Source organism: Paenibacillus amylolyticus (assembly GCF_003719335.1).
Taxonomy (GTDB): Bacteria; Bacillota; Bacilli; order Paenibacillales; family Paenibacillaceae; genus Paenibacillus; species Paenibacillus amylolyticus_D.
The window spans coordinates 83,950-110,685 of the sequence record NZ_RIAS01000018.1 but is presented as its reverse complement, the minus strand read 5'-3'; the positions used below and the strand labels follow the sequence as shown (position 1 = coordinate 110,685).

Below are 26,736 nucleotides of genomic sequence, written 5' to 3'. Positions count from 1 at the left end.
TTAAGGGAGGCAACCCATGTTGAAAAAATTGATTTCTAACCAAATCATGTTCATCGTTTTGTTTGCCGCTTTGATTATGCTTTTGTCTGCATGTAGTGGTTCTAATGACAAACCAGCCGAACCTGTTGCGACTAAACCAGCTGAGACGGAGACGAACACCACACCTGCCAAGGAAGAAGAGAAGGAAGAGGCTGTGCCAGCTCCTGATTTGAACGGACGGGTCATTCGCATATCTCACTGGTGGGACGCCACTCCCAAAGGGGATTCAGAGTCAGATGAACTGGCACGTGAGCGGATCAAAATGGTGGAAGAAAAGTATAACGTGAAAATAAAGTATTTGAACACCGAATACTGGTCTACTTCTGAAAAACTGTCTTCCTCCGTGCTTGCGAACGAACCTTTTGCGGAAATTGTCCGTATTCCAGATGGTTTCATCTGGGGACTAATGCAGGGCGGATTCCTGACCCCGCTGGATGATTATCTCAAAGACACTCGAGTAGAGAAGGATGTTGTGGACTCGATGCGCTTTGGTGGAGACAAGGTGTATGGTCTCGAAAGCTGGTATTCACCGAATGACAGCGGCTTGTTCTATAACAAACGGATTTTCAAGGAAGCGGGATTGAAAGACCCACAGCAGTTAATGGATGAGGATAACTGGAACTGGAATACGATGCTGGATGCAGCCAAAAAGCTAACCGTTGATCGCAATGGCGACGGTAAAATGGATCAATACGGTCTCGCTGGAGCACATTATGTGCTTTCAGAAATGCTAATTGCGAGCAACGGCGGCAAATTATACGATGAGCAGTCAGGCAAAGTGACGTTTAATTCTCCCGAAGCTATGGAAGCGCTTAACTTCCTGCATAGCCTGTACACCGAGCATAAAGTGATCAAAGCCAACGGGGGCAACGACTGGGAAGATCCAGCCAAATATTTCGGAGAAGGCACGATTGCAATGTATCCCGGTGGACTCTGGGAGGTTGAAGGCCGGATTGTAGATAAGCTGAAGGATGAGTGGGGATATGTTTATATGCCGAAGGGTCCTAAAGCGAAGTCTTATTATGAACCATTCGGTCAGACGGCAGCTTATGTTATTCCGAAAGGTGTAAAGGATGCAGATGTGATCGTCAAGATCTGGGAAGATCTGCAAGACTTTGATAACTGGCAGGATAACCGCAGACTGTCTCTTGAAAATATTTTACCGGATGAAACTTCAATCGCGAATGCGATGAATGATGATGGTAAGGTACAACGCTTGTTTGGCGGACGCTTTGGCGGTCTGGGCATCAAAGAGCAATTGGACAGCGTAACCGAGAAATTTGTTAAAGGTGAAATTACACCTTCCACAGGTATTGCACAAGTTATTGCACCAGCTCAAGCTGCAGCGAAAAAAGTATTAAGCGGAGAGCAAGACAAGAAAAAATAATGGATATAAGTTGACGGCCTCATTGCTGTTCTCGGTTAGCCGGGAAACAAATTTGTGGGCCGTCCATCTCATTACGTTTACCAGAGTCAGTTAAAGGAGGGGCATTGGGTGAAATTCACATTATCCCGAGTGACGATTGTTGTCGTCATGGTAATGCTCGTCGTGGTGTATGCGATATTCAGTTCCGGTGCAAGCGGTAGTTCGAAAACCGGAAATCGAACATCAGATCCGAGCCGTGTGATGCCGATATCGGAGTCTGCTGCGGAGGGTAGCTATGATTATTATCTGCAGCAATACCAGAACGAGAAGCGGCCTTCCAGTGAAATTGTCATTCAGGGAGCAGATTACACAGCTGCTGAAGGAATGAAACCGGAGATGATCACGGAACTCGGCGGCGAAACGGGCAAGTTTATACGAACTGAGGAAAGTGGTTCCGTGCAATGGGATGTAGATGTTCCGGAATCCGGCATGTATCACATGACGTTGCGCTATTACCCGATTCAAGGAAAGAGCTCTGCCATCGAACGTGAGTTATGGATTGATGGAGAGATCCCTTTCAACAGTGCACGCAACATGAGCTTTCATCGGGTTTGGGTCAATGAAAAATCCGAAATTGAGCAGGACAACAGAGGCAATGACCTGCGTCCGCGTCAGATCGAAGCACCGATGTGGCAGGAGTCCATCCTGAGAGATAAAGAAGGCTATTATGAAGAGCCGTACCAGTTTTATTTTTCAGCAGGGAAACACTCCATAAAGCTTGTATCGACCCGGGAACCTATGGTTATTGATTCGATCAAGCTGCATCATTACGAAGAACCGCCTTCCTATGCTGAACTGAAGCAGGAGTACGAATCGAAGGGATACGCGGAAACCAGCGGGCACTTGATCAAAGTTCAAGGGGAGCAGGCCGCATACAAATCATCACCGACATTGTATCCGATTACAGATCGATCCAGCACATCAACAGAACCGTATGATGTTTCTAAAATCAGAATGAACACCATTGGTGGAAACAACTGGCGAGTACCGGGGCAATGGATTGCATGGGAAATGGATGTACCGGAGGATGGCTTATATAAAATTGCGATCAAAGGCAGACAGGAATTGCTGAGAGGCATTTACTCCACGCGCTCGCTGCAGATTGATAACCAAACGCCATTCAAAGAGATGATGCAGGTTCCATTCTTCTATGATTCGGATTGGCAGATGCATGTGCTTGGTAACGAAGAAGAGCCGTATTTATTTTATTTAACCAAAGGAAAACATGATTTGCGGCTTGAGGTCAGTCTTGGAGCCATTGCGCCTTTGATCCGTCAGGTTGAAGCCAGTGTGCTTGAGATCAATGCGATGTATCGAAAAATTCTGATGATCACAGGCAATGTGCCTGACCCGTATCGCGATTATCAATTAGAGAAGCAAATTCCAGATATGGTGGATGTTTTTCATAAGCAAAGTGACATTTTGAATGCGGTCTCTGAAGAACTAATTCGTCTAACAGGAGAAAAGAGTGATAAAACCGCGATTTTGAATAAAACAGCTTATCAACTGGCTGATCTTGCCGACAAACCGGAAACGGTTCAGAAGCGATTGTCTCAATTCAAAATTAACGTCGGAAGTGTCGGTTCTTGGCTGCTGGAAGTACGGGAGCAACCGCTGGAAATTGACTATCTGCTCTTAGCTTCTCCTAATGAGAAGTTGCCAAAAGCAAATGATTCGGCCTTCCGCAAAGCAGGGCATGAGGTTTCGTCTTTCTTCCATTCTTTCTTCGAAGATTACGACACCATCGGTAGCACAGCGGATGAAGATAAATCCGTTACCGTCTGGATTGGTACAGGCCGCGACCAGGCGCAGGTATTAAAAGCGATGATTGATGATACGTTTACGCCGCTGACAGGCATTAGCGTCAATCTCAAGCTGGTCAATGCCGACGTGTTGCTTCGTGCGTCGCTTGCAGGAGAAGGGCCGGATGTGGCGATGCAAGTAGGCAATGATGTGCCGGTTAACTTCGGGATGCGGCATGCGGCAGAGGATCTGTCGACGTATCCGGGGTATCACGAGTTGATTAAACAGTTCAGGGCCAGTGCCATGGTTCCTTATCAATTTGAGGATCAAGTATTTGCGCTGCCGGAACAGCAAATCTTCAACATGTTATTTTACCGGAAAGATATATTGGAACAGCTTGATTTGGAGCCGCCGCAGACGTGGGAGGATGTGTATGCCATGATCCCGGTGCTGCAGAAGCACAACATGGAAATGGCACTGCCGCTTGCTCAAACTACGGGTGTACCGGTACTCGAAGTGAACCGGGCCTATGCGATGCTGCTCTATCAAATGGGCGGTTCATTCTATCTAGACCATGGTGCGAAAAGTGGTATGGATACGGAAACGGGACTGGAAGCATTCAAAGAATGGACGGATTTTTATACCAGCTATAAGCTTCCACTAACGTTTGATTTCCCGATGCGTTTTAGAACAGGTGAAATGCCAGTGGGCATTATGGATTACACTTTCTACAACTATTTGTCTGTATCTGCGCCAGAGATTAAAGGACTATGGGAGTTCATTCCGGTTCCAGGAATCAAGCAGAAGGACGGAAGCATCAAACGGGATGTGGCTAGTGGTGGCACGGCGACAGTCATGCTGAAACAATCCAAACATAAGGATGCCGCATGGGAATTCATGAAATGGTGGGTTAGTAAGGATGCGCAGGTTCGATTCGGACGGGAAATGGAAGGTCTGATGGGAGCTGCGGCGCGATATCCGACAGCCAACATCGAAGCATTACAGGAGTTGCCTTGGCCAATCCGCGATTACCGCAGTTTGGAAGAACAGTGGGAGTGGGTGCAGGGTGTTCCGGAGGTTCCTGGAGGTTACTTTACAGGTCGCCATCTGGACAATGCCTTGCGTGAGGTCGTGAATAACGGTACCAATTCCACGGATGCCATCTACGATTATGTGCAGGAAATTAACTACGAAATTCAGCAGAAACGAAAAGAGTTTAAATTGGACGGAATGCGCTAGGGAGGGACTCTTTTGCAAAAGACAGAAATGGTGAACAAAACCGGTTCTCAGCCCAAGCGCACGCCTGCCGGCATGCCGGGGAAATGGGAACTCTTTGTCAGAGATATGAAGCGGGATAAACATCTTTATGTTCTATTATCTCCGTATATGTTGTTGTTTTTACTATTTACAGTGTTTCCCGTCATCATATCCATTTTCTTCAGCTTTACCAACTTCAATATGCTGGAGTTTCCGCAATGGGTCGGCTGGGAGAATTACTCCAAGCTGCTTTGGAATGATGATGTGTTCTTGATCGGTCTCAAAAATACAATTATTTTCTCGGTGGTCACCGGCCCAATCAGTTACATCGCTTGTTTTGTATTCGCATGGCTGATCAATGAGTTGAATCCCAAGGTGAGAGCCTTTATGACCCTGATCTTTTTTGCACCTTCAATTTCGGGAAATGTGTTCTTTATTTGGCAAATTATTTTCTCGGGAGATTCGTACGGCATTATGAATGGTTTCTTGATGAAAACAGGCATTCTTTATGAGCCGATCCTGTGGCTACAAGATCCGAAATATATGCTGGCAATCATCATGCTTGTGCAGCTGTGGCTCAGCTTGGGAACCAGTTTCCTCGCGTTCATTGCCGGTTTGCAAACCGTGGATCGTACGCTGTATGAAGCAGGAGCAATCGATGGGGTACAAAATCGCTGGCAGGAACTATGGTACATTACGCTGCCTTCGATGCGGCCTCAGCTGATGTTTGGTGCGGTCATTCAGATTACAGCATCTTTGGCGGTTGCCGAAGTCGCTACGGCGCTGGCCGGTTTCCCAAGTGTGCAGTATGGTGCGCATACGATCGTCACTCACTTGATGGATTATGGAACGATCCGCTTCGAAATGGGTTATGCGTCTGCCATTGCAACGGTGTTGTTCGGTCTGATGCTGGGTTCCAACCTCCTTGTACAAAAGCTTCTGAAGAGAGTGGGGGAATAGCAGATGAAAATAGCCCTGCGTATGAAACGAAAAATTAACCGATCCTGGCAGGTCGACATCCTGCTGTTCCTGCTACTTGGCGGATTTGGCGCATTTATGGCGGTTCCGCTCATCTATGTCATCAATAATGCGTTTAAACCGCTGGATGAGCTGTTCATTTTCCCGCCAACCCTGTTTGTTCGCAATCCGACGTTCGAAAATTTCTCGGATTTGTTTCAGGTGATGAAAAATTCATGGGTTCCCTTTTCCAGATACATTTTTAATACCGTGTTTATTACCGCGGCGGGTACGTTCGGTCATATCATTCTGGCCTCGGCGGCGGCATATCCGCTGGCGAAACATAAATTTCGCGGACACAAGGTGCTGTTTACAGTCATCGTATTGTCGCTGATGTTCTCGCCGCATGTCACAGCGATCCCGAACTACATGATCATGTCGACCCTGGGGTGGCTCGACTCATATCAAGCGATTATTATCCCGGCCTTTGCTTATCCACTCGGCTTGTATCTGATGAAGCAGTTTATGGAGCAGATCCCGGATGCATTGCTTGAGGCGGCGAAAATGGATGGTGCGAGCGAATACCGGATTTTCTTCCAGGTCGTTATGCCACTCGTTAAACCGGCTTGGTTAACGCTGTTGATCCTGATGATGCAGATGTTATGGGGAACGGATGGCGGCAGCTTCATCTACAGTGAGCAACTCAAAACGATGCACTATGCCATGGGACAGATTGTGCAAGGAGGAATTGCCCGGGCAGGGGTAGGAGCTGCAGTAGCGGTCATCATGATGACGGTGCCGATCGTGACGTTTGTATTGTCGCAGAGCAATGTCATTCAAACGATGGCTTCATCCGGCATGAAGGATTAAGGGAGAGGGTGTTACAGATGAGATTGAAATCATGGCTAATCGTTCTGGCAGCTTCCCTGCTGATTGCCGGACTAGGACATAACCAGGCTCATGCGGCACCGTATGAGGGATATACCTACAACTATTGGGGAGATTCGGTGAAGTCACCGATTGCGTTTCTTCCCTCCAGAGTAATCACAGGGGATGAGGCCGGAACAGGAGCATGGCAGTCTCCGCTGGATATATATGCTGCGAAAGATGGCTTGCTCTATATTCTGGATTCAGGCAATGGACGGATCGTTGTCTTAAACGAGAAATGGGAAGCGGTTCGGGTCATTCAAGATTTTAAACATGACGGTAAAAAGGACAGTTTTAACAATCCTGAGGGGATCTTCGTGACGGAAGCAGGTCAGATCTACGTTGCGGATACCGAAAACAGACGGATCGTAGAGTTGAATCAAGATGGTACTTTTGTGCGTGCCATCGGTGCACCAGAGTCGGATGTGCTTAGTGATAACTTTGAATACTTTCCTCGCAAGGTTATCGTGGACAAAGCTGGACGGATCTATGTGGTTGGCCGTGGTGTCTTCGAAGGACTGATCGAGTTTGACAGTGACGGACGTTTCACAGGATTTATGGGTACCAATCGTGTGCAATTTGATCCGGTCGACCTGTTCTGGAAAACCGTATCTACCAAGGAACAACGTGAGAAAATGGTTCGGTTTATCCCGCTGGAGTTCAACAACGCGGACATCGATGATGGCGGTTTTATCTACACCACAACAGCGGACAAAAACTCGCTTTCTTCCGTCAAAAGATTGAATCCGTCCGGTATTGACGTACTTCGGGTCAACGGTGAATTTGCACCGGTCGGAGACTTGACCTTCAATCGCTCTTCCTTCGTGGATATCAAGGTGTCCAGTAACGGTGTCTATCGTGCGCTGGATTCAACAAGAGGACGGGTGTTCACGTATAACGAGGACGGTAATCTGCTCTATGTCATAGGTCAGCTTGGCAACCAGATCGGTACATTTAAAAATCCGGTCGCCATCGAAAGCTATGGGGACGCCATCTACGTACTGGATCGAGATCTCGGTCGGATTACGGAGTTCAAGGCAACAACGTTTGGAAGCCTGGTTAATGAAGCAAACCGCTTGTACAGTTCAGGCAAACATACGGAAGCGGCAAAATTGTGGCAAGAGGTACTGCGTCTTGATGCCAACTACGAGATGGCCTATATCGGGATCGGTAAATCAATGCTTCGAGAAGGAAAATACAAAGATGCAATGACCTACCTGAAGCTGGGAAACGATCGCGAATACTATTCCAAAGCTTTAGCGAAGTATCGGAGAGAATACATGCGTGAATATTTCGGGATGTACATGACTGTAGCAATTGCATTGTTAATCAGCGTCATCGTCTGGCGCCGGATCGTCAGAACAAGGAATGAGAGGGGGGTCAGAGATGTCGCTAATTAAGGAACTCAAATACTCTCTGCATGTTGCGGTACGCCCTTTTGACGGATACTGGGATTTGAAATATGAAAACAAAGGCAGATTGCGCGTTGCATTGCTCGTGCTTCTGGCTGTCACGGTAACGATGATCTTGAAGCGACAGTTTGCCGGGTATGTTGTCAATGATAACTATCCACTTTCACTTAACAGTATTAACGAGTTCAAGTACATCGTGCTTCCTTTTCTGCTCTGGTGTATTTCCAATTGGTCGCTGACCACGCTGATGGACGGGGAAGGCAAGTTCAAAGACATCTTGATTGCCACAGGATATGCGATGCTTCCGCTTATTCTGGTCAACATTCCTAATATTTTGCTGAGTAATGTGATCACGCTGCGTGAATCTTCTTTTTATTACTTGCTTGATTCGTTCGGTGTCATCTGGTTTGTGTGGCTGCTTTTTATCGGAACCAAGACGGTACATCAGTATTCAGTCATGAAAACAATGATGACGATGTTGCTTACGCTGGTTGTGATGGGTGTTGTAATCTTTCTGGGCTTGCTTTTCTTTAGCCTGATCCAGCAAATTATCAGTTTTGGTTATACCCTCTTTCAGGAGATTACACTGCGCGAATAGGAGAAGAAAGGAGGTGCCTGATATGAGAAAAAAGCGTACTGCGTTTGCAGCGGTCATTCTCATTGCAAGCTTGTTCATGTCTCAAAATGTCAACTATGCGGAGTCCGTATCGGAACGTGTGGTAACCACATCCGGAGATTCACAAGAGGCGGATCAGAGCAAGGCTGCTGAGTCGTCTGCAACACAACAAACTTCAACGGATCAAAAATCTACGGCGGCGGATCCTGAACGTGAGGGAAAAGAGCAATCCGCTGCGACCAGCTCTGAACCGAAGGCAGCATCTGCAAATCAAAAGAATAACAAAGCGGCGGCTGCTCCTGAGGGGATGGAAGCTGTTGCAGAAAAGGATGGCTTGATTCTATATCTGAAGCCGGAAACCACAGAGATTGCGGTCAAGGATCAGAAGAATGGTGCGATGTGGTTTTCTAACCCGCAGGATCGTGATCAGGATAGCATTGCGACGGGTTATAACAAGTCCCAGCTGAATGTGCAATTTGAATTGACGTATTACGATAATACGGGCAATGCGCTCAAATACGATAATTTTACGCACAGTGTAGAGAGTGGTCAGTTTGAAGTTGAAAAAGTAAAGGACGGTCTCAACGTTGTATACACGCTGGGTGAAGTCAAAAGTGATATTGAAGCCATCCCTAAATATATTAGCGAGGAACGCTTTAACACGTTAATTCTCGGGAAACTGGAAGAAAAAGACCAGAAAGAAATTGAGAAGCGCTTTAAGTATGATGCGCAGAACAAACGTTATGAAAGACGGGATTCATCTCTAAAAGGCGTAGGTTTGTCCAAAGTAACCCGAATTTTCGAATCCATCGGCTATGATGAGGCACAGATCGCCATAGACAAAGCGGCCTACGGTGAAGAGGAAAACGGGAACGCAAGTGTCGTTGTGCCTGTCCACTATCGGCTGGAGCAAGGACGTCTGCGTGTATCCATCCCGGAGAACGGTATCCAATACCCGGATACGATGAAAATTCAATCGTTGTCCCTGTTGCCGTTTTTCGGAGCGAGCGGTCCAAAAGATAAAGGATACAGTCTGGTGCCGGACGGATCGGGATCTCTGATTTATTTTAATAATAAAAAAACGTCTGTGTCCCCATATAGTACAGCTCTGTATGGAAGTGATCATGCTGTAAACCAACTCTCCCAGATTCAGAAGGAACAGAAGGCGAGAATGCCGGTGTTTGGCATGAGTTACGGAGACAAAGGATACCTTGCGGTCATTGATAAGGGTGACGCGGTTGCGTCTGTTGAAGCGGATGTCAGCGGCAGGTTGAACCAGTACAACACGGTGCATTCCAGTTTTTCGCTCAGCAGTATGGAAGAGGTTACCCTGACTAATGGCTGGCGTTCGAGCACAGTCAAACGGTTTCAAGCACAGCCTTTTCATAATGAAATGGCCGTTGTGTATGAATTCCTGGATGCAGATGATGCGAGCTATTCAGGTATGGCCTCGACTTATCGGGATTATCTGACGGAGCAAAAGAAACTCACCCGTTTAGGTGATGATACAGAAATGCCATTTTACGTGGAACTGATCGGCGGCATTCCGAAGAAAAAGTTTTTCCTCGGCATCCCTTACAATGCTTACGAGTCGCTTACCACGTTTGAAGAGGCACAGGATATTTTAAAAGAGATGCAAAGCCTTGGTGTGGAGGACATCCAGCTTCGGTACTCGGGGTGGTTTGGCGGAGGTATCCACCATGATATACCGAAGTCGATCGATGTTGATAAAAAGCTTGGTGGAGCTAAAGGTTTGCAAAGCCTGCAAGCTTATATACAAGAGAATGGCTTTGGATTATACCCGGACGTATCCTTCCTGGAGGCATTCCCAGAAGCGAAGGGATTCAAAAAAACGTATGCTTCACGCCAAATTACGGGTAAACTTGCGCAGTTGTTCCCGTACTATATCTCCTCCTTTACACGGGATGATGAAGCATCTCCGGGCTATGTCCTGAGTCCGGAATCGGTGCCGGGCATTGTGAGTGGATTTTTACAAGATTATAAAGAGACTGGACTTACAGGTCTGTCGCTTCGAGACTTAGGCGACCAGCTGAATTCCGATTTCAACCGCGCTAATGTGATCAATCGCGAGCAGGCCAAAGAGGTTGTGATGAAGCAGCTTGATCAGGTGCGCAGTTCCGATGCATCGCTTCTTGTAGAGGGCGGCAATAGTTATGCAAGCCCCTATGCCAGACATATCGTGGATGCACCTGTGAGCAACAGCGGGTTTAACATCACCGATGAAGCGGTTCCCTTTTTCCAACTGGTCTATCACGGCTTCGTGCAATATACAGGGCAGGCCTGGAATATGGCGGATGATCAGGATTCCCATGTACAGATGCTGCGGGCGATCGAAACCGGATCGGCGCCATATTACACGTGGTTCTACGCAGATCCATCTGCGATCAAACTGACGAGTTTTGACGCGTTATATTCAGCCGATTATCGGCGCTGGATTCAGGAATCAGCAGAGCGATACAAGGAACTGAAGAACGTGCTCCAAGATGTACAGAATCAAACGATTGTTAAACATGAGAAGCTGAGTAAGGGTGTGTATCAAACGACTTACGAAAAAGGTAAAACGGTCATTGTGAATTACAACGATGCTGCTGTGGAGTGGAATGGCACACGTGTGGCAGCGAAGAGCTACTGGGTAGGAGGTGACATGCCGGAATGAAACTTAAGAAATTATCCCTAGAGCAAAAAAACAGATATTACGGTTTGTATTTCATCCTGCCTTGGTTCATCGGTTTCCTGCTGCTTTTCATGGTGCCGCTGATCTCTTCGTTCCGATACAGTCTGAGCAATCTGCAGGTGTCCAATGAAGGATTTACGCTGGAGTTTATTGGGTTGGCCAATTTCCGTGAGGCGTTATTCTCTCATGAATCCTATGTCAGGATGTTGACGGAATCTGTAATCAATATTGTCGTCAATACACCGTTAATTATTATTTTCAGCCTGTTTTTTGCGGTGATTCTGAATCAGAAGTTTCATGGAAGGGTGCTGGCAAGAGCGATTTTTTTCCTTCCGGTTATTCTGGCTTCGGGTATTATTGCGAGTATCGAAAACGGGGATTTGATGCAATCCGTTGTGCGCAGTGCCAACGACATGACGGGCGGTGGACTGTCTGTGATGAAAAATCTGGATCTGACGATAATGCTCCTTGAATCAGGTATGAGTCCGATTCTGGTTGAATATTTGACAGGTGCGGTTAGCCGGATTTACGAGATTGTCAGTCAATCAGGCGTTCAGATTTTGATTTTCCTTGCGGGTTTGCAGTCGATTTCTCCATCGCTGTATGAGGCAGCCAAAATCGAAGGATCTACAGGTTACGAAGCCTTTTGGAAAATTACGTTCCCGATGCTGAGCCCATTGATTCTGACGAATCTGGTGTATACCATCGTGGACAGCTTCATCAGTGATCAGACGAGTCGGCTTGTGGTGGACACGGCCTTCAAAAGCTTTAACTTCGGGCTCAGTGCGGCGATGTCATGGATGTATTTTGCCGTGATTGCACTAATCCTGTGGGTAACGACCGCCCTGGTATCCCGCAAGGTCTTTTATCAAAACTAGTAATTCTGAAGGAGGCCTGACATGAAGACAGAAACCGCAGCAGGGCAACCGCCAGCGAAAAAGGAATGGATGCATCGCCTGGGATCCACGGCCTACTGGTTTGAAGCGATCAAGAAGTGGGCGTGGATTCTGGTTCGGTTTGTCTTGATCTTTGGCATTTCATTTGTCATTCTTTACCCGATTTTATTGAAAATATCGATATCCTTTAAAAGCATGTCCGATCTGTATGACCCAACGGTGATCTGGATTCCGCGTACGTTTACGCTCGAAAACTTTAAACTGGTCTTCACGGCGATGAACTATCCCAGCGTGCTGATGAACACCTTATGGTTATCCTCTGCGGTTATGCTTCTCCAGACGATAACCTGTGTGCTAGCCGGCTACGGGTTTGCAAGAATCAAGTTCAGAGGTAGCGGTTTGTTGTTTGCTGCCGTAATTTTTACCATCTTGGTGCCTTCACAGACGATCATGATTCCGCTCTATCTAAATTTTAAGAACTTTGATGTGATGGGCTTAATCGAGCTGTTTCGTGGCAGTCCTGCTAATCTCATCAACACATACTGGCCATTTCTGATTTCCGCAGCACTCGGCATGGGTGTGAAAACAGGTCTGTACGTCTACATTTTTCGCCAGTTCTTCAGAGGTATCCCACGTGAGATTGAAGAGGCAGCCTACGTGGACGGTGCTGGATATTTCAAAACGTTTGGACGTATTATTTTGCCTAACGCGATACCTTCAATGGTTACGGTTATGCTGTTCTCGTTTGTATGGCAGTGGAATGATTCTTTCTTCACCAATATGTATTTAAATGAACCTAAAGTCATGTCCTCGATGATGTCGTCCTCGGGCTTTACCATTGCGACGTATCTGACGGGCGGAGGTCAGGCCGCGGCATCTTATACACAAGATCCGTTTTTCATGTCCATGATGATGAATACGAGTGTACTGATGGCCATTTTGCCGCTGATTATCATTTATCTGTTCGTTCAGCGTCATTTCGTGGAGAGTGTGGAACGTTCCGGTCTTGTAGGATAACAGGATTGGAGCAGTGAACTGAAGGGGAATATGTCCTTCATAACTTGAGAAGGACACTGAATTTGGAAGCTTATAAGAGGCTGCCTACGTAGATGGCAGTCTCTAACCCATAGCTATTTTAACGGCTTATCGGCAGAGGAGGATTAGGAATGCAAAGAGATAACCCACAAGCAATAGATAGGCTGGATGCACAAGTCACGATTGATGGAAATAAATGTTATCAGAGCATAGACAATTTTGGCGCGTCGGATGCGTGGTCGATGGAACCGCTAGGGAAGTATTGGAGTGAGGAAAATAAAGCAAAGATTGCCGATCTGTTATTTTCCAGGGAGCGAGGAATCGGGTTGTCCGCGTGGCGTTTTAACATAGGCGCAGGTTCAACAGAAACCGATCAGGATCGAATACCCGACCCCTGGAGAAGAGCCGAAGCTTTCAAAATATCAGAGGAGCACGAGTATGACTGGAGTAAACAGTCTGGCCAACAGTGGTTCCTTCAAGCCGCGCGTGAGCGGGGAGTTGGGACACTAATCGCTTTTGTAAATAGCCCACCGGTATGGATGACCAAAAATGGGCATGCCCAGCCTGATCTTGAAGTGGGTTCGACGAATCTGAAACCAGGTTATAATGGAAAGTTCGCGTCTTATCTGATTGATGTTTTATCCTATTTCAAGGGAAAAGGACTCGCTTTTGACTATATTAGCCCGATCAACGAGCCGACTTGGGATTGGAATCAGTCTTGGCAGGAGGGGAACCGTTACAATAATGATGATCTGAAACAAGTAATTCTGGAATTATACCGCCAGTTACAGCATACCGGTCTACAGACACGGATCAGTGCACCGGATGGCGTGGAAATTACGTCGCTCTTGGACGATGAGTACTATCGCCAGTTTGCGGGAAGTGGCACGTATTCCAGCGGCGCTAACAAGCTGGGCACAGGGAAGTATAGGGAATACATAAAGGATATGATTGGTGATCCTGAGGTGAAAGAAGCGATAGGGAATAAAATGGCTTCCCATTCATACTGGTCCGACTACAGTAATCCCGGAGACGATCGGTTAGTCAGATTGAGGCAATTGCTGCACACCAACATGAAGCATTACGATGAAGAGAGCAAGTACTGGGTGACGGAATATTGCATTCTGGGGGATTATGGTCCCGGACGTGATTTAGGGATCGAGCCTGCGCTTCATGTGGCAAGAACGATTCATTTTGATCTGGTAGAAGCGAATGCGGCAGCATGGCAATGGTGGACAGCGGTTTCCAAAGTAGATTACAAAGATGGATTAATCTATACGGATTTTAATGAAACCGGCGATGAGCAAAATATTCTTACTTCGAAAATGCTGTGGGTACTCGGTAACTATAGCCGATTTATTCGGCCTGGTGCGAAGCGAATCGACTTGACCGGACTTGGTGAGGAAGCCGACAGCGGTTTGTTAGGTTCTGCCTATGTCCATGAGGGAGAGCAAACCGTGACAGCTGTTTTTGTGAATCATGGTGAACAGGACAAATGCATTCAACTACACCTCCATGAGCTGGGATTAAATGAACGAATTACCACAATGCAGTCTTACGTAACCAATGCGGAATTGGATCTGGTTTGTCAGGAGAGAGTACCCGAAGCGGAAGAAGAGCAGACTTTTATCGTAAACATTCCAGGAAAATCGGTTGTGACCCTCACTGGCGGCGCACAGAAAGTGGAAAGTGGCGAGTAAGAGCTTCACTTGATATTGCCCATGACACTTGAAGCTTGAACCATGCAGAAATGTGTGATAAAGCGGAATGTTGTCATGGGCTTTTTTTCGATCATGGGATCTGTCGCGGCTGGATAAGACTCTACATTTAAACTCCAAATTGCTTTAGATGATGGTCCAGATGTTTATAGATTCCTTTTCCCCATTGCTCAGGTGTTAGTTTTCCGAAGAAAGGGTGGGGATGATGGGAACATTGATCTGGGCCTCTTACTTGAAAAGTAGTGATCTGCTCTTTTAGTTTTTCTTTCTCGGTCTCAAACACTCGATCATCATCAATAACGATGGTTGGAATGGTCGACATATTTTGTGGTAAAGGTTTTTCATTGTAAAACATCGGTTTGGCAAACCGTCCAACAAGTCTTCCTAGCAATCCTCTTGGCGGGAACGTATTACCCAAAGGGATATCATGAAAAGCTGCACAGTGAGCTAACATTTGAGAAACCTGCATGGTTCCCCACAGAGGTGTGGAATCTTCACGGAGTCGATCAATACGATCTGTAATTTCAGTAGCATGTCTTGTTTCAAAAATACTTTTCATCGAAGCACCCCGATCTATTATAGTAACTGTTGAACTGGAGACAGTATTATTCCATTATTGAGAGGTTTATTCGGATATGTTCAACAATAATAAAATATGGTAAGTTTAGTCAATGAAATGAGAAAAATAATGTTAGCAAATTTGAGGTGGATATTTATGGAAAACAAGGAAACATTCAATCTCGTAGCGATTGAATATGAGCGTTACAGACCCGTCTATCCGAGTGAAATGTTTGATGATATTTTTACATATGCGAAGCTTGATAAGCAAGATTCTATTCTTGAAGTTGGTTGCGGAACAGGGCAGGCCACTGGTGGTTTGGTAAGTAAGCACTACACCAACATAACGTGTATTGAATTAGGTAGCAATTTGGCACAGTTTACCGCAGATAAATTCAGATCGTATCCATCCATTCAAGTGATCAACACTTCGTTTGAGGAATGGAATGAAGAAGGAAAGCTTTTCAAGTTGATGGTGTCAGGGACAGCCTTTCATTTTATTGATCCAGAGATCGGTTACCGCAGGGCCTGGGAAGTGCTTGAGGATGAGGGATGCATAGGTTTTTTTTGGACAGTTCATGTTCCTGGCTACGACCAGCTGCATCGAGAAATCCGTGCGCATTACATTGCGCTAGCCTCTCATTTGGATGATTCTCAATATCCTTCGCCCGATGAAGTCATTCAGGAGCGCAAAGAAATAACGGAGCGTTCGGGCTTGTTCACAGACATTAAGGTCAAGGAATATAACTGGATACAGTCCTGTTCGAGCGATGAGTATGTCGCACTTTTAAATACAAATTCCAAGCATCAGCAGCTTTCTGAGGATGTTCGGAGTACGCTTTTGGAGAGAATTAAACGTTCAATAGATCATGCAGGTGGAACGATAGACAAACATCACAAGGTTGCTCTTTTTTTAGGTAGAAAAAAAGTGTGAGAATGCAGGTTCTATCATTTTAATCAACAGGAGATGAAGAAATATGACTGACACGCGTTCAACTTACAATATCCAAACCGCAGTATTAAGTTTCAATGAGGAACTAGAGAGGTTAAAGATGCAAGCGGTCATGGGATGGTCCAAAGAATTTCGTAATCTGTCGTGGTATGGGCTCAAAAATGGAATGCGTGTATTAGAGGTCGGAAGCGGACCAGGCTACATCACAGAACAATTATTGAACAGTCTACCGGGCAGCGAGATCACCTCGCTTGAGATTGATCGTACGTTACAGGCACAAGCCAAAGAACGGCTGAAAGACGTTTCTTCCGAGCGACTGCAGTTTGTGGAATCTTCCATATATCAAATGGATCTGCCAGATGACTCCTTTGATTTTGTGGTGGCTAGACTGATCTTTCTTCACCTGAACAATCCGATCGAAGCTGCGCAAGAAATTTATCGTGTGCTCAAGCCTGGTGGCCGGCTGGCCATTATTGATGTTGACGACGGTATTTTTGGGGCGGTGAATCCGGATATACCGGCGTTGCATAGCGTATTAATGAAAATCGCCGACTATGTAGCCCAACATGGCGGTAATCGGTTAATTGGCAGAAGTTTGCCGCGGCTCCTTGCTGAGAGTGGATACATTGATGTTGACATTGATGCGGTTGTTCAACACAGTGACATCATCGGTATAGAGGGTTTCAAGCAACAATTCAATCTCCAGCGTTTTGTACATTTTGTTGAAAAGGGCATCATTAGCCCGGAGGAGTTTGCCCAGTTGCAGCGAGCTTTTGAAGCTATCAATCATTCGCCAGAAGCCTATGCCATGATGAATTTTATTACTGCTTGCGGTACGAAGCCATTGTAAGGGCTATGAGGGACGGAGGATGAGGAAGAATATCGTTCATGCTTTTCGGGAAACAGTGGTGCGAGGCGATCATCAGGAGATGATTAACTTATTAAAAAAATACGAGCAAACCGGCGAACTCGCTGTGAATGAACGCGGCTGGGTATACTGGAATATTTCAGATGGCTACGCCCTGTTAAGAGAGCCGGAGCTACTTTATGCCAATCATCTGGCATTTTACGAATGGGGGAAGGAGACTCTTCTCCCTGAACAGTATCATTGGGTCGTTTCCGATTCCACACAGGCTTTGTCATTGTCTCTGGGGAATTACTTCGAGCATTGGATTGTCTGGTATCGATATGCTTGCGATCATGCGCCAAAATTGGATTCCAATCGCGCCGTTCGTTTTGAGAGCCACCGGGCCTTGGGCGGTACGTTCTGGGCATTAGAGAGATACAGCGAGATGCCGGAAGTCTTAGAACATATGAAACAGCTTACCTGGGAAGATCAGCAGTGGGACAATCTTCTTTTCGCCCGGATTACATATAACAAACAGCGTCTAGCTTATCTGTATCACTCCAGAGACGAAAGAGAAGTAGATTTACTTATGCATGAAACGATGCATTTAATAGATAACATTGATTGGGCTTCCTTAGAGCCCATGAAAAAAGAAGAAGTTGTCGGCAGCTGGGAAGATGTGAATTCATGTAGAAACTCACAGCGAGATATTCATATTGCGTTAAATAATCTGGCTTGTATTCTAGCGGATATTGAACAGTCTGAAGAAAGTGCGAAATTGTTCAGACAGCTACAAGATAGGGGGTACGTCTTGAATGGATATGCTTTTTCCAAATATATTTATTCGGTTTGGAAGTCAGAAGGGGCAAGTATCGCTCGAACAGCGTTGGCTGCCAATAAATCTTTTGAGCTCTCTGAATTGACTAAACATAGTCCTGTTCTTGTCGAGATCGGAGATCAGATTTGAGTACGCGTTAGTGAATAGCACTTAATGGAAATAAGAAAGAAGGAATCATAAAGTGATACATGACACCTTGTTAAATCGATTCCCAAATGTAAAAATCGTTGGATTAACTGGCGGTTATACGAATACGACCCTCTTACTTGAGGGAACTGACATGAAGAGGGTTGCCAAAATCTATCATGTGAATAATTCAGATGCAAAGACAGAAATAAGTGCACTGACGCTGTTAACTCATTCTGGGGTGACTCCTCGAGTGTATGATTATTTTGAGCAAGATGAACGGCTATTTGTAATGATGGACTATGTCACGGGCGTAAATGCACAGAAGATTTTGGATCAAGATAGACTTGACCAAGGCAGGAGAATGTATGAGCAACTGGGTAAATATCTCGCCAAAGAGGTGCACTCCGTCAAACGAGACGACCAAGAGACAGAGTTGCCTGTTATCATGAAATCCGCTGTTGCTGTGGATGGACTTAAGTTCATGCCTACTGGAATCAAGAGCATGGCAAAAGAAGTATTAAGCATTCCAGATCATGGGGAACAAACTCTGATTCACGGGGATTATGGACCGCATAATGTAATGTTATGCAACGATTCCATGTTCATTTTGGACTGGGAGTGGGCAGGCTGGGGGAACCCGTTATTTGATGTGGCATGGGTTGTCTGGTTTGTGCATTTACATTATCCTAATATGGCCAAGGAACTGTCAGGAGCCTTCTTAAGTACATATACAGAACATACAAATGTCCAAATAACACATGATTTAATCCGAGCTTACGCCACATCCAAAGTAATACAGATCATGAACCGCATCAAGAATGCCCACCCGGATGTACAGAAGGAATGGTTGCGAAGATTAGAATGGACGCTGCAAACGAACTTTTGTGTAAATGAATAGTGAGATGAATCACACCGAAATACCTAAGCCAATGTGAAAGGAGTGATGCAGTATGAGAAAACAGTTGAATACGTGCATTAAAAAACGAAGAAAACCATTAGGAGGAATTTTAAATGACTATTCAGGTGAGACCTGTTTCGATGGATGATTGGTTTGCTTGTACTCAATTGCAGGTAAGTGAAGAACAGAAATCAACGTTCCCTGCACCGGTTGTATACTGGTTGGCTGAGTCTAGGTTTGTCAAAGATTTTCAACCTATGGCAATTTACAACGATTCAGATTTGGTAGGTTTTGCGGTGTACTCCGATCAAGAGCCTGACGAGGGTGATTATTGGCTGCCTGCACTGATGATCGATAGCAAATATCAGGGCAGAGGATATGGAAAAGAAGCACTCCGTGCTTTGATTCAAAGGATGCAAAAGGCATTAGACTGCAAACGCATCCTGATTGGACACAGACCTGATAATCACGTTGCAGGTGCCTTGTACGAATCTCTCGGTTTCCAGCGGATCAGTGAGGAACTTATTGATGGAGAGGTTGTTCGAGCTTTGAAATTAGAATACAGAGGGATTGAATAACTTCTCTATGATGGATTGAGTCCGCTGAGCATGGCTTGTTTAGAAGGAGGTATAGACGAAGATGAACATATTCAAACGGCTGACCTTTTGGTTAGTCCTTTTCTCATTACTGGTGTGTTTCAACAACCTATCTGGTAATGATGATAAAAACATTTTGATATATTTAACGAATCCATTCAATCCGCTATTAAACCGCTGGCTAACAGACATCAATATGAACCCGGAGACAACGTACTTGTTTAAACCTCTCATTTGTGGATTACATCTGCTCTTTTGGACAGCATTGGGTCTGATTATTGATAAATTAATAAAGAAGGATAAGATCAGGAAACAAACCGGGAGGTAACGGATATGGCTCGTATATATGGAGAACGAATCGTACTCAGAGAGTATCTCCACCACGTCGTAGACTAAGAGCTATGGCGTGTTTTTTTATTTCCAGCATTTAGATGGTTGAGATCCTTTGAAATCATTTGCAACAATTGTGATCAACAATACAGCAATATAGTTCATATTAGTTCGAAATATCTGTGATACAATTCATTGTAAAGCGCTATCATTACAAATGATTAAACTATATTGCTATTTATATTCAGAGAAGGGAGATCTTTATTGATGTTAACTATACACACCCCGACGAATATGGCATTGCAGGAAAATGAAATTTATGTGCGCTCGGAAGCTGACAATTTTCAGGATGAATGGCCCATTCATACACATAACGGGTATGAGATTCATTATTTTATCCAAGGGGATGCAACCTTCTTAATCGGTGATCGAATCTATAAGCCGAAGCCCGGGGATATGTTTATTTTCAGAGGCGGAGTCCCTCATCGGATCAATCCTTCGAGAGAGATTGTGTACAAGCGAAGTTTTGTTAATTTTACGGAAATATTGCTATTAGATATGCTTGAGCTTAGTCAATTAGAGAATCTGATGTCTATTTTCCGTCACCCCGACGGTTTATTGGTACATTGGTCCCCGGAGGAGCGTGAATACATCTCAAGTACATTTAAAGGGATTAAAGAGGAGATGGATGCCCGAAGTGCGGGATGTAAAACGATGGTTAAATTGATTCTTACTCAGTTGCTACTGCGGATTTATCGAAAAATGACTACGGAGCAATCGGTCGATCCGATTCTGATTTCCTCACAGAAGCAGTCCAGTGTGAGCCGAGTTCTTCATTATTTGAACCAAAATTATGCGGAAAATGTTTCACTCGATGAACTGTCCAAAACGCTGCATTTGAACAAATATTATATTTGTCATTCTTTTAAAGAAACTACGGGATATACGATCAGCAATTATGTCATACGCAAAAGGGTGGCAGAGGCCAAAAAGCTGTTGCTTTCTACCGATGCACCGATTTTGTCCATATCCGAGACATTAGGCTTCAATACACCTGTGTATTTCAGCAGAGCATTCAAACAATACGTTGGTGTTTCACCACAGTTGTTCCGTAAAAATGAATTGCTTCATGTATCCCAAAATCATTAATTCTTCTTAAGGAGAGGTTAAAATGACAAGAAAAACATGGTTTAAGATGAGCATCAGCGTGTTACTGACAGCTGTGCTCATCCTGCTGAGCGCTTGTGGAAGTGCGGGTAACAACGCTAGTGGGAAACAAAAATCTCTTGACTTCTTATGGTTCTCTGATGGGAAAGAAGGAGAAGTCATCAAGGAGATTATTAAGGAATACGAGCAAAGTAATAGCAACGTAAAAATCAATCTGATTGAAGTTGGCTTCAAGGATATTCAAACCAAGTTGAAAACGATGTTGTCTGGAGGGAAACCACCAGCCTTGAGCCGGGTGACGGATACGGGGTCTTTTGCCAATCAGGCTGTTGATCTTACCCCTTATGTAGAGAATGCGGAACAATTCCAGGATCAATTTATCGACTCCCTTAAACCTTACTATGTTATGGACAACAAACTGGTAGCCGCGCCGATGGACGTTACAGCGAATGGATTGATTTATAACAAAACCTTATTTGATAAAGCCGGTGTCAAGGTGCCAACATCTCCAGATGAAGTATGGACTTGGGACGAATATATCGCTGCATTAAAGCAGGTGATGGACAAAGGCGGAGCACGATATGGCATGGTTTGGGATGTCACTCCCCACCGGTGGTCTACGTTGTTGTACCAGAATGGCGGAAGCATCTTGACAGAGGATGGCAGTGCAGCAGCGATTAACAGTGAAGCTGGAATTCGCTCCATGGAGATGTTCAAACAGCTTCATCAAGAGGGTATCATGCCTGAATCGGTATGGCTCGGCGGAGAGAATCCGAATAACTTGTTCCGTTCTGGCACGGTAGCCGCTCACTGGGCTGGCAACTGGATGATTAGCAATTATAAGGATATTACCGACTTCGAATGGGGTGTCACCTACATGCCAAAAGGAACGCAGCGTTCTTCCGTACCAGGAGGGAAGTTCCTTATGGCCTTTAAGGGTAGCGGGCAGGAAGAGGAAGCTGCAAAGTTTATTGAATATTTGACGTCCAAGGAAGTGAATTCCAAATATAATCAGGAGTCCTTGTTCATGAGTCCGAGGAAGGACAGCTCCACACTGAATTATGAATTTGGAAAGGAGATGTTTGAAGTTTTCTCGGATGAACTGAAAAATAGTTCTCCGCTTGCAGCGAATGATTGGTCCAGGCAAACGCTTATATCCAAGATTTCTACGGATTTGAAAAATCATATTATGGACGTGTTATCCGACAAAGCAACCCCGCAGGATGCATTGGATCAGATGGCTAAGCAGATTAATGAAGCCATAGGCAGTCAATAAGGTCTAACCAAACACAAAGTTAAACGCAAAGCCAAATGTTCATCACGACCGGGGGCTTACCGATTCCTGTTAGGCCTCCCTTTCGTTTAATTTATAAGGAAGGGGCATGCAGATGAGTGAAGCACAACGAACAAATCATAAAACATTAAGCAAACAGAATAGGAAACTCGTGATCGCTCCGTATCTGTTCATACTTCCAAACCTCCTGATCTTTAGTACATTTATCGTCTTCCCCTCTTTATTGGGTCTGTACTATTCATTCCATGTCTATGATGGGTTAAATCCGATGAAATTTAATGGGCTGGACAATTATATGAAGATTCTGACGGATCAGGAGTTTTGGTCAACCATAGGAAGAACAGGCATTTATGCTGTGATTGTTGTTCCATTAATTTATGCAGCAGCTTTGGGCATTGCGTTGTTGCTGGCGCGAGAGATTCGAATGCGCGGTTTTTTCAGAGCCATCTTTTACTGGCCGACCATGATTTCTTATATCATTGTTGGTTTAACCTGGAAATGGATTTTCGGAGATTCCTTCGGCATTCTGAATCATCTGTTAACGATGGCAGGCGCAGAACCTGTAGGCTTTCTAACCTCATCTTTCTGGGCCAATACGGCTGTAATTGTGGCGACGGTATGGTCACGAGCAGGATTTTTCATGGTCATTTTTATCGCAGGTTTACAGGCTATACCTACAGATTATTATGAGGCTGCCCGTTTGGACGGGGCAACAGGAACCAAGGTGTTCCGCTATATTACCCTTCCGCTGTTGAAGCCGACAAGTTTACTTGTGGTTATGCTTTGTCTGATAGACGCGTTTAAAGCGTTCCCACTTATGTTTGCGCTTACAGGAGGTGGGCCAGGTAAAGAAACGACCTTTATTGTTCAATATATTTATGAGATTGGATTTAACAGGCAGGAATTAGGTCTTGCCAGTGCCATGTCTGTCATTCTATTTATGCTCATCGGCGGATTCTCGGCACTTCAATTCCGCCTATCGAAAGGAGGGGCTGTCTGATGGTCATGAAACCTATGGTTAAAATCACCATCTACGGTATGTTAAGTGTGGCCGCAGTGTTGTGGCTACTACCTGTGTTATGGGTTGTAATTTCTGCCCTAAAGACAAATAGCGATCTGTATAGCTTTCCTCCTAAATTGTGGCCAGATCCAGTGACCTTTGAACATTTCAAGGCGGCATTCAAAAAAGGCGATTTTGGCTTGTATTTTATGAATAGTACGATCGTCACGCTCTCTTCAACGTTGCTACTGTTATTGATCAATTCCATGGCAGGCTTTGCACTCGCAAAGTATCGCTTCCGTGGAAGCTCCATTATACTCATTGCTTTTATCTCAACACTTATGATCCCGATTGAGGTCATTATGATCCCGATCTTCAAAGTGTTAAGTGCACTCGGTTTATATAACAGCCTGCTTGCCATCATCATTCCGCCTGCAGCAACGCCGACGGGTGTGTTCCTTATGCGGCAATATTTGCTGACCGTACCGGATGAGTTGTTAGAAGCGGCTCGTATGGATGGAGCGGGAGAATGGAAAATTTACTGGAGCATTATTCTTCCGATAGCCAAGCCCATTCTGGCTGTCCTTGCGATCTTTTCGTTTATGTGGAGATGGGATGATTTTGTATGGCCGTTAATTGCAATCAGTGATCCATCCAAATACACCATTCAGCTGGCACTCTCTAATTTTATTGGAGAATACAACGTCGACTGGGGAAGCCTGCTTGCCATGTCCGTTATTACGATGCTTCCGGTCTTAATTGTTTTTATGGTTTTCCAGCGTTATTTTGTCAGCGGTATGATTACTTCAGGCATGAAAGGATGAGTTAAATGGTAGAATCCACCCAGGACGGGACGGATACTTTGAATTACAAGCCGATGAAACTAGGCGGAAATCAGGTCATCAATCATTGGTTGATCAGTGGTATATATACGGAGCCTGTTACCTTTGTTCCAACAACGATGGAGGGAGATATTAATGATTGGCTTATCGATGGATTTGCCATTCACGAAAACCCGTGCAGGCAAGAGTTTGTTGAACATAGAAGATCACAGCCTGTATCCCGATTTTTCGATCAATGGAGTGAGTTTCCGAGTCCGGGAGATCCATTTCGAGGAGAGCAGGATGGGATGTCATGGGAGATCTATTCTCCCTGGGGTAATCCACGAGTAGAGAAATCAGGCTTCTGGTTTGTGCCCACTCATCTGCGTAGTTATGCCGCGACACGTCTGGTCTCTCCGACCGCTCATAAGGCCTCATTCCGAATCAAAACGTATGGAAGCCTGACACTGTGGATCAATGGAGAACAGGTAACGGATTTTGCGCCGTTTGTTCGTAATAAAGAGCAGGAAATCGTGATTCAAGCTGAGCTTACAGCCGGAGTCAATGAGATTTATGCCTGCTGGGAGGATCTGGCTGAACGAGATACGATGTATGCTTTTGCCGTAGAATACCTTGGAAACGAAGAATTGCATGTTTCGCTGCCTATTGCTTCTCATTTGGTAGAGCCTGTGCGATCCGCCGAGCGCGCTCTGGAACAAGCTTACTTTCCTTCAGATATTTTTAAAGGCGAACAGATTAAACTTAAGCTTCCGCTTTCCTTGCCAGATATCGTCAGAGAGATGCATGTTGAGTATGGCAATTTCTTTGATGGCACCGAAAATAAGACGATACAGATCGCCGAGAAGGAAGCGGATCTGGTTCTGGGACATACCAATGAAATTGGACATCATTACGTCTATTTCACGCTGACCATTTCGGTTTCAAACGTAGTTCTCACCAAGAAGTTTGGTTGCCAATCCTACGATACCCGTTATGATGAGGCTGCTCATCAAGCCAAAGATATTGAAACCCGCAAATTGCTGGCTCTGCAATGTATTGCCGAGAAGGGTAGCTCTAACATTCACACAGCGATCGCTATGCTAAAAACAAATGGCAATGTGCAAGACGCGGAGACCATGTTGTTAGAAGGTGTGGAGGGCATTGAAGAGCGGAAGGATTGTAGTGATTTTTATCTCGTAGGGCTGTTCCGGCTATGGAGAGATGAACGAGATAGCGGGTTGTTCAGTGAAGCATTCTGGGAGCGGGTAAAAGCAAGTATCCTGAATTATCGGTATTGGATCGATGAACCTGGCGATGATGTGATGTGGTTTTTCAGTGAGAATCATGCGTTGTTGTTCCATACGAACGAACTGTTAGCGGGGCAACTGTTTGGGGAAGAAATGTTCACGAATAGTGGTGAAACCGGTGAAGTACATCGTCAGAAGGCAGAACAGAGGCTTGCTTTATGGTTTGAACGCTTTATGGAAGAAGGATTGGCTGAATGGAATTCTAGTGCGTACATTCCCATTGATGCCGTGGGACTCTTGCATATTTACGAGTTTGCTCAGAATGAACAACTTAGACAGCAAGCGAAAAAAGCAATGGATTTGTTATTTTATTATATTACGATTCAGATGCATCAAGGGGTGATGTCCACCACGTTTGGGCGTAGCTATGAGAAAGAATTGCTGGGGAGTTATGCCGCGGGGACAACGTCCATGTGCTGGATCGGTTATGGTGTCGGTCATGTAAACAATTATTCAATTAGTAACGTGGCTTTGAGTTTATCCGATTATATCCCTCCTGCCGCTTATCAGGAACATCTCTTGCTTGAGGAAAATCAACAGTTAACGTTTACCAATCAGCAGGGCAAGGGAGGGTATGCCAGACTCTATCATTATCGAACAGCGGAGTACGCTTTGTCTTCCATCATTCGCTTTCGACCAGGCAAGCCAGGTTATCAGGAGCATGTCAACCATCTGTCCCTGTCGCCAGAGGCGCAGGTATGGGTGAATCATCCCGCAGAGATATACAAACATGGGGATGGTAGGCCTTGTTTCTGGGCTGGAAATGGTATTTTGCCTGACGTTGTTCAGCATGAAGCGATAGCTTTGATGATGTTTGATATTCCGGCAACGCATACTTCGGATTGGACACATGCTTATTTTCCTACGTCATTTTTCACGACATGGGAGAAACATGAGAATTGGTATTTTGGCCGTCTGGATAAAGGGTATGTGGCTCTATATGCAGCGAATGGAACGAGCATGGAGGAGAACGGAGTGACAAGAGAGCGTGAACTTGTTTCCCCTGGATTGCGTAATGCCTGGATTATCAGAGCAGGCAATGAATTGCAATTCGGATCATTTAGCCATTTTGTAGACCAAGTTCGTTCTTCCAGCCCGCAATTTGACAGTACTTCTCTGACGCTTAGCCTGACCGATCCGATATACGGTTCCGTTCAGTGGGGAATGAATAAACCTTTACTTGTTCAAGGAGAGGAAATCGTACACGCAGGTCATGGTGTTAGGGGACAATTGCATCTAGATGACATTAAACGTTGAATCGTGTGCAATAAAATCTGG

General features: G+C 45.3%; 21 protein-coding genes. 20 read left to right on the top strand and 1 reads right to left on the bottom strand.

Features of this window, described 5'->3' with window-relative positions; genetic code table 11:
- Nucleotides 1-19 precede the first annotated feature (19 nt).
- The 10 genes from EC604_RS25065 (at nucleotide 20) to EC604_RS25020 (ending at nucleotide 14,703) form a co-directional block, all read left to right on the top strand.
- A complete protein-coding gene (locus EC604_RS25065) occupies nucleotides 20-1,426 on the top strand; it encodes an ABC transporter substrate-binding protein (protein WP_161557036.1) in 1,407 nt (468 codons plus the stop codon).
- A gap of 147 nt (nucleotides 1,427-1,573) precedes the next feature.
- Nucleotides 1,574-4,447, top strand: a complete 2,874-nt coding sequence (locus EC604_RS25060; RefSeq protein WP_192895159.1) for an extracellular solute-binding protein — start codon at nucleotides 1,574-1,576, stop codon at nucleotides 4,445-4,447.
- 72 nt (nucleotides 4,448-4,519) lie between these two features.
- Nucleotides 4,520-5,425, top strand: coding sequence for a carbohydrate ABC transporter permease (locus EC604_RS25055; protein WP_240037208.1), 906 nt, complete (start codon nucleotides 4,520-4,522; stop codon nucleotides 5,423-5,425).
- Nucleotides 5,426-5,428: 3 nt separating this feature from the next.
- A complete protein-coding gene (locus EC604_RS25050; protein WP_123066752.1) occupies nucleotides 5,429-6,292 on the top strand; it encodes a carbohydrate ABC transporter permease in 864 nt (287 codons plus the stop codon).
- Nucleotides 6,293-6,309: 17 nt separating this feature from the next.
- The gene (locus EC604_RS25045) at nucleotides 6,310-7,749 is read left to right on the top strand and encodes a gluconolactonase (RefSeq protein ID WP_123066751.1); all 1,440 of its coding nucleotides are present in this window, start codon (nucleotides 6,310-6,312) and stop codon (nucleotides 7,747-7,749) included.
- Nucleotides 7,736-8,359, top strand: a complete 624-nt coding sequence (locus EC604_RS25040; protein WP_123066750.1) for a Yip1 family protein — start codon at nucleotides 7,736-7,738, stop codon at nucleotides 8,357-8,359. Before EC604_RS25045 ends, EC604_RS25040 begins: the two co-directional genes overlap by 14 nt.
- Nucleotides 8,360-8,381: 22 nt before the next feature.
- A complete protein-coding gene (locus tag EC604_RS25035) occupies nucleotides 8,382-11,054 on the top strand; it encodes a DUF5696 domain-containing protein (RefSeq protein WP_123066749.1) in 2,673 nt (890 codons plus the stop codon).
- Nucleotides 11,051-11,950 carry a carbohydrate ABC transporter permease gene (locus EC604_RS25030; RefSeq protein WP_090920925.1) on the top strand — a complete coding sequence of 300 codons (900 nt, stop codon included), beginning with the start codon at nucleotides 11,051-11,053 and terminating at the stop codon, nucleotides 11,948-11,950. The genes EC604_RS25035 and EC604_RS25030 overlap by 4 nt, the downstream gene beginning before the upstream one ends.
- Nucleotides 11,951-11,971: 21 nt before the next feature.
- Nucleotides 11,972-12,985, top strand: a complete 1,014-nt coding sequence (locus EC604_RS25025; RefSeq protein ID WP_123066748.1) for a carbohydrate ABC transporter permease — start codon at nucleotides 11,972-11,974, stop codon at nucleotides 12,983-12,985.
- A gap of 149 nt (nucleotides 12,986-13,134) precedes the next feature.
- Nucleotides 13,135-14,703 carry a glycoside hydrolase gene (locus EC604_RS25020; protein ID WP_123066747.1) on the top strand — a complete coding sequence of 523 codons (1,569 nt, stop codon included), beginning with the start codon at nucleotides 13,135-13,137 and terminating at the stop codon, nucleotides 14,701-14,703.
- Between the two features lie 127 nt (nucleotides 14,704-14,830).
- Here the strand turns inward: EC604_RS25020 and EC604_RS25015 are convergent, their stop codons facing one another.
- On the bottom strand, nucleotides 14,831-15,280 hold the full coding sequence (locus EC604_RS25015; RefSeq protein WP_123066746.1) for a DUF1569 domain-containing protein: 450 nt from the start codon (nucleotides 15,278-15,280) through the stop codon (nucleotides 14,831-14,833).
- Nucleotides 15,281-15,436: 156 nt separating this feature from the next.
- Between EC604_RS25015 and EC604_RS25010 the strand changes: the two genes are divergently transcribed.
- From EC604_RS25010 to EC604_RS24960, 10 genes are all read left to right on the top strand, one after another.
- Nucleotides 15,437-16,213 carry a class I SAM-dependent methyltransferase gene (locus tag EC604_RS25010; RefSeq protein WP_161557035.1) on the top strand — a complete coding sequence of 259 codons (777 nt, stop codon included), beginning with the start codon at nucleotides 15,437-15,439 and terminating at the stop codon, nucleotides 16,211-16,213.
- Between the two features lie 43 nt (nucleotides 16,214-16,256).
- Nucleotides 16,257-17,081, top strand: a complete 825-nt coding sequence (locus EC604_RS25005) for a methyltransferase domain-containing protein (RefSeq protein WP_123066744.1) — start codon at nucleotides 16,257-16,259, stop codon at nucleotides 17,079-17,081.
- Nucleotides 17,082-17,100: 19 nt separating this feature from the next.
- On the top strand, nucleotides 17,101-18,045 hold the full coding sequence (locus EC604_RS25000) for a hypothetical protein (protein WP_123066743.1): 945 nt from the start codon (nucleotides 17,101-17,103) through the stop codon (nucleotides 18,043-18,045).
- A gap of 67 nt (nucleotides 18,046-18,112) precedes the next feature.
- Nucleotides 18,113-18,943: a phosphotransferase family protein gene (locus EC604_RS24995; RefSeq protein ID WP_161557034.1), complete on the top strand. Its 831-nt coding sequence runs from the start codon at nucleotides 18,113-18,115 to the stop codon at nucleotides 18,941-18,943.
- 113 nt (nucleotides 18,944-19,056) lie between these two features.
- Nucleotides 19,057-19,521, top strand: coding sequence for a GNAT family N-acetyltransferase (locus tag EC604_RS24990; RefSeq protein WP_123066741.1), 465 nt, complete (start codon nucleotides 19,057-19,059; stop codon nucleotides 19,519-19,521).
- A gap of 615 nt (nucleotides 19,522-20,136) precedes the next feature.
- A complete protein-coding gene (locus EC604_RS24980) occupies nucleotides 20,137-21,018 on the top strand; it encodes an AraC family transcriptional regulator (protein ID WP_123066739.1) in 882 nt (293 codons plus the stop codon).
- A 22-nt stretch (nucleotides 21,019-21,040) separates the two neighbouring features.
- Nucleotides 21,041-22,312 carry an ABC transporter substrate-binding protein gene (locus EC604_RS24975; RefSeq protein ID WP_123066738.1) on the top strand — a complete coding sequence of 424 codons (1,272 nt, stop codon included), beginning with the start codon at nucleotides 21,041-21,043 and terminating at the stop codon, nucleotides 22,310-22,312.
- Between the two features lie 112 nt (nucleotides 22,313-22,424).
- Entirely contained in the window at nucleotides 22,425-23,330 is a 906-nt protein-coding gene (locus EC604_RS24970) for a carbohydrate ABC transporter permease (protein ID WP_123066737.1), read from the top strand.
- Nucleotides 23,330-24,154, top strand: coding sequence for a carbohydrate ABC transporter permease (locus EC604_RS24965; RefSeq protein ID WP_123066736.1), 825 nt, complete (start codon nucleotides 23,330-23,332; stop codon nucleotides 24,152-24,154). The genes EC604_RS24970 and EC604_RS24965 overlap by 1 nt, the downstream gene beginning before the upstream one ends.
- A gap of 5 nt (nucleotides 24,155-24,159) precedes the next feature.
- Nucleotides 24,160-26,715 carry a hypothetical protein gene (locus EC604_RS24960; RefSeq protein ID WP_123066735.1) on the top strand — a complete coding sequence of 852 codons (2,556 nt, stop codon included), beginning with the start codon at nucleotides 24,160-24,162 and terminating at the stop codon, nucleotides 26,713-26,715.
- Nucleotides 26,716-26,736 lie beyond the last annotated feature (21 nt).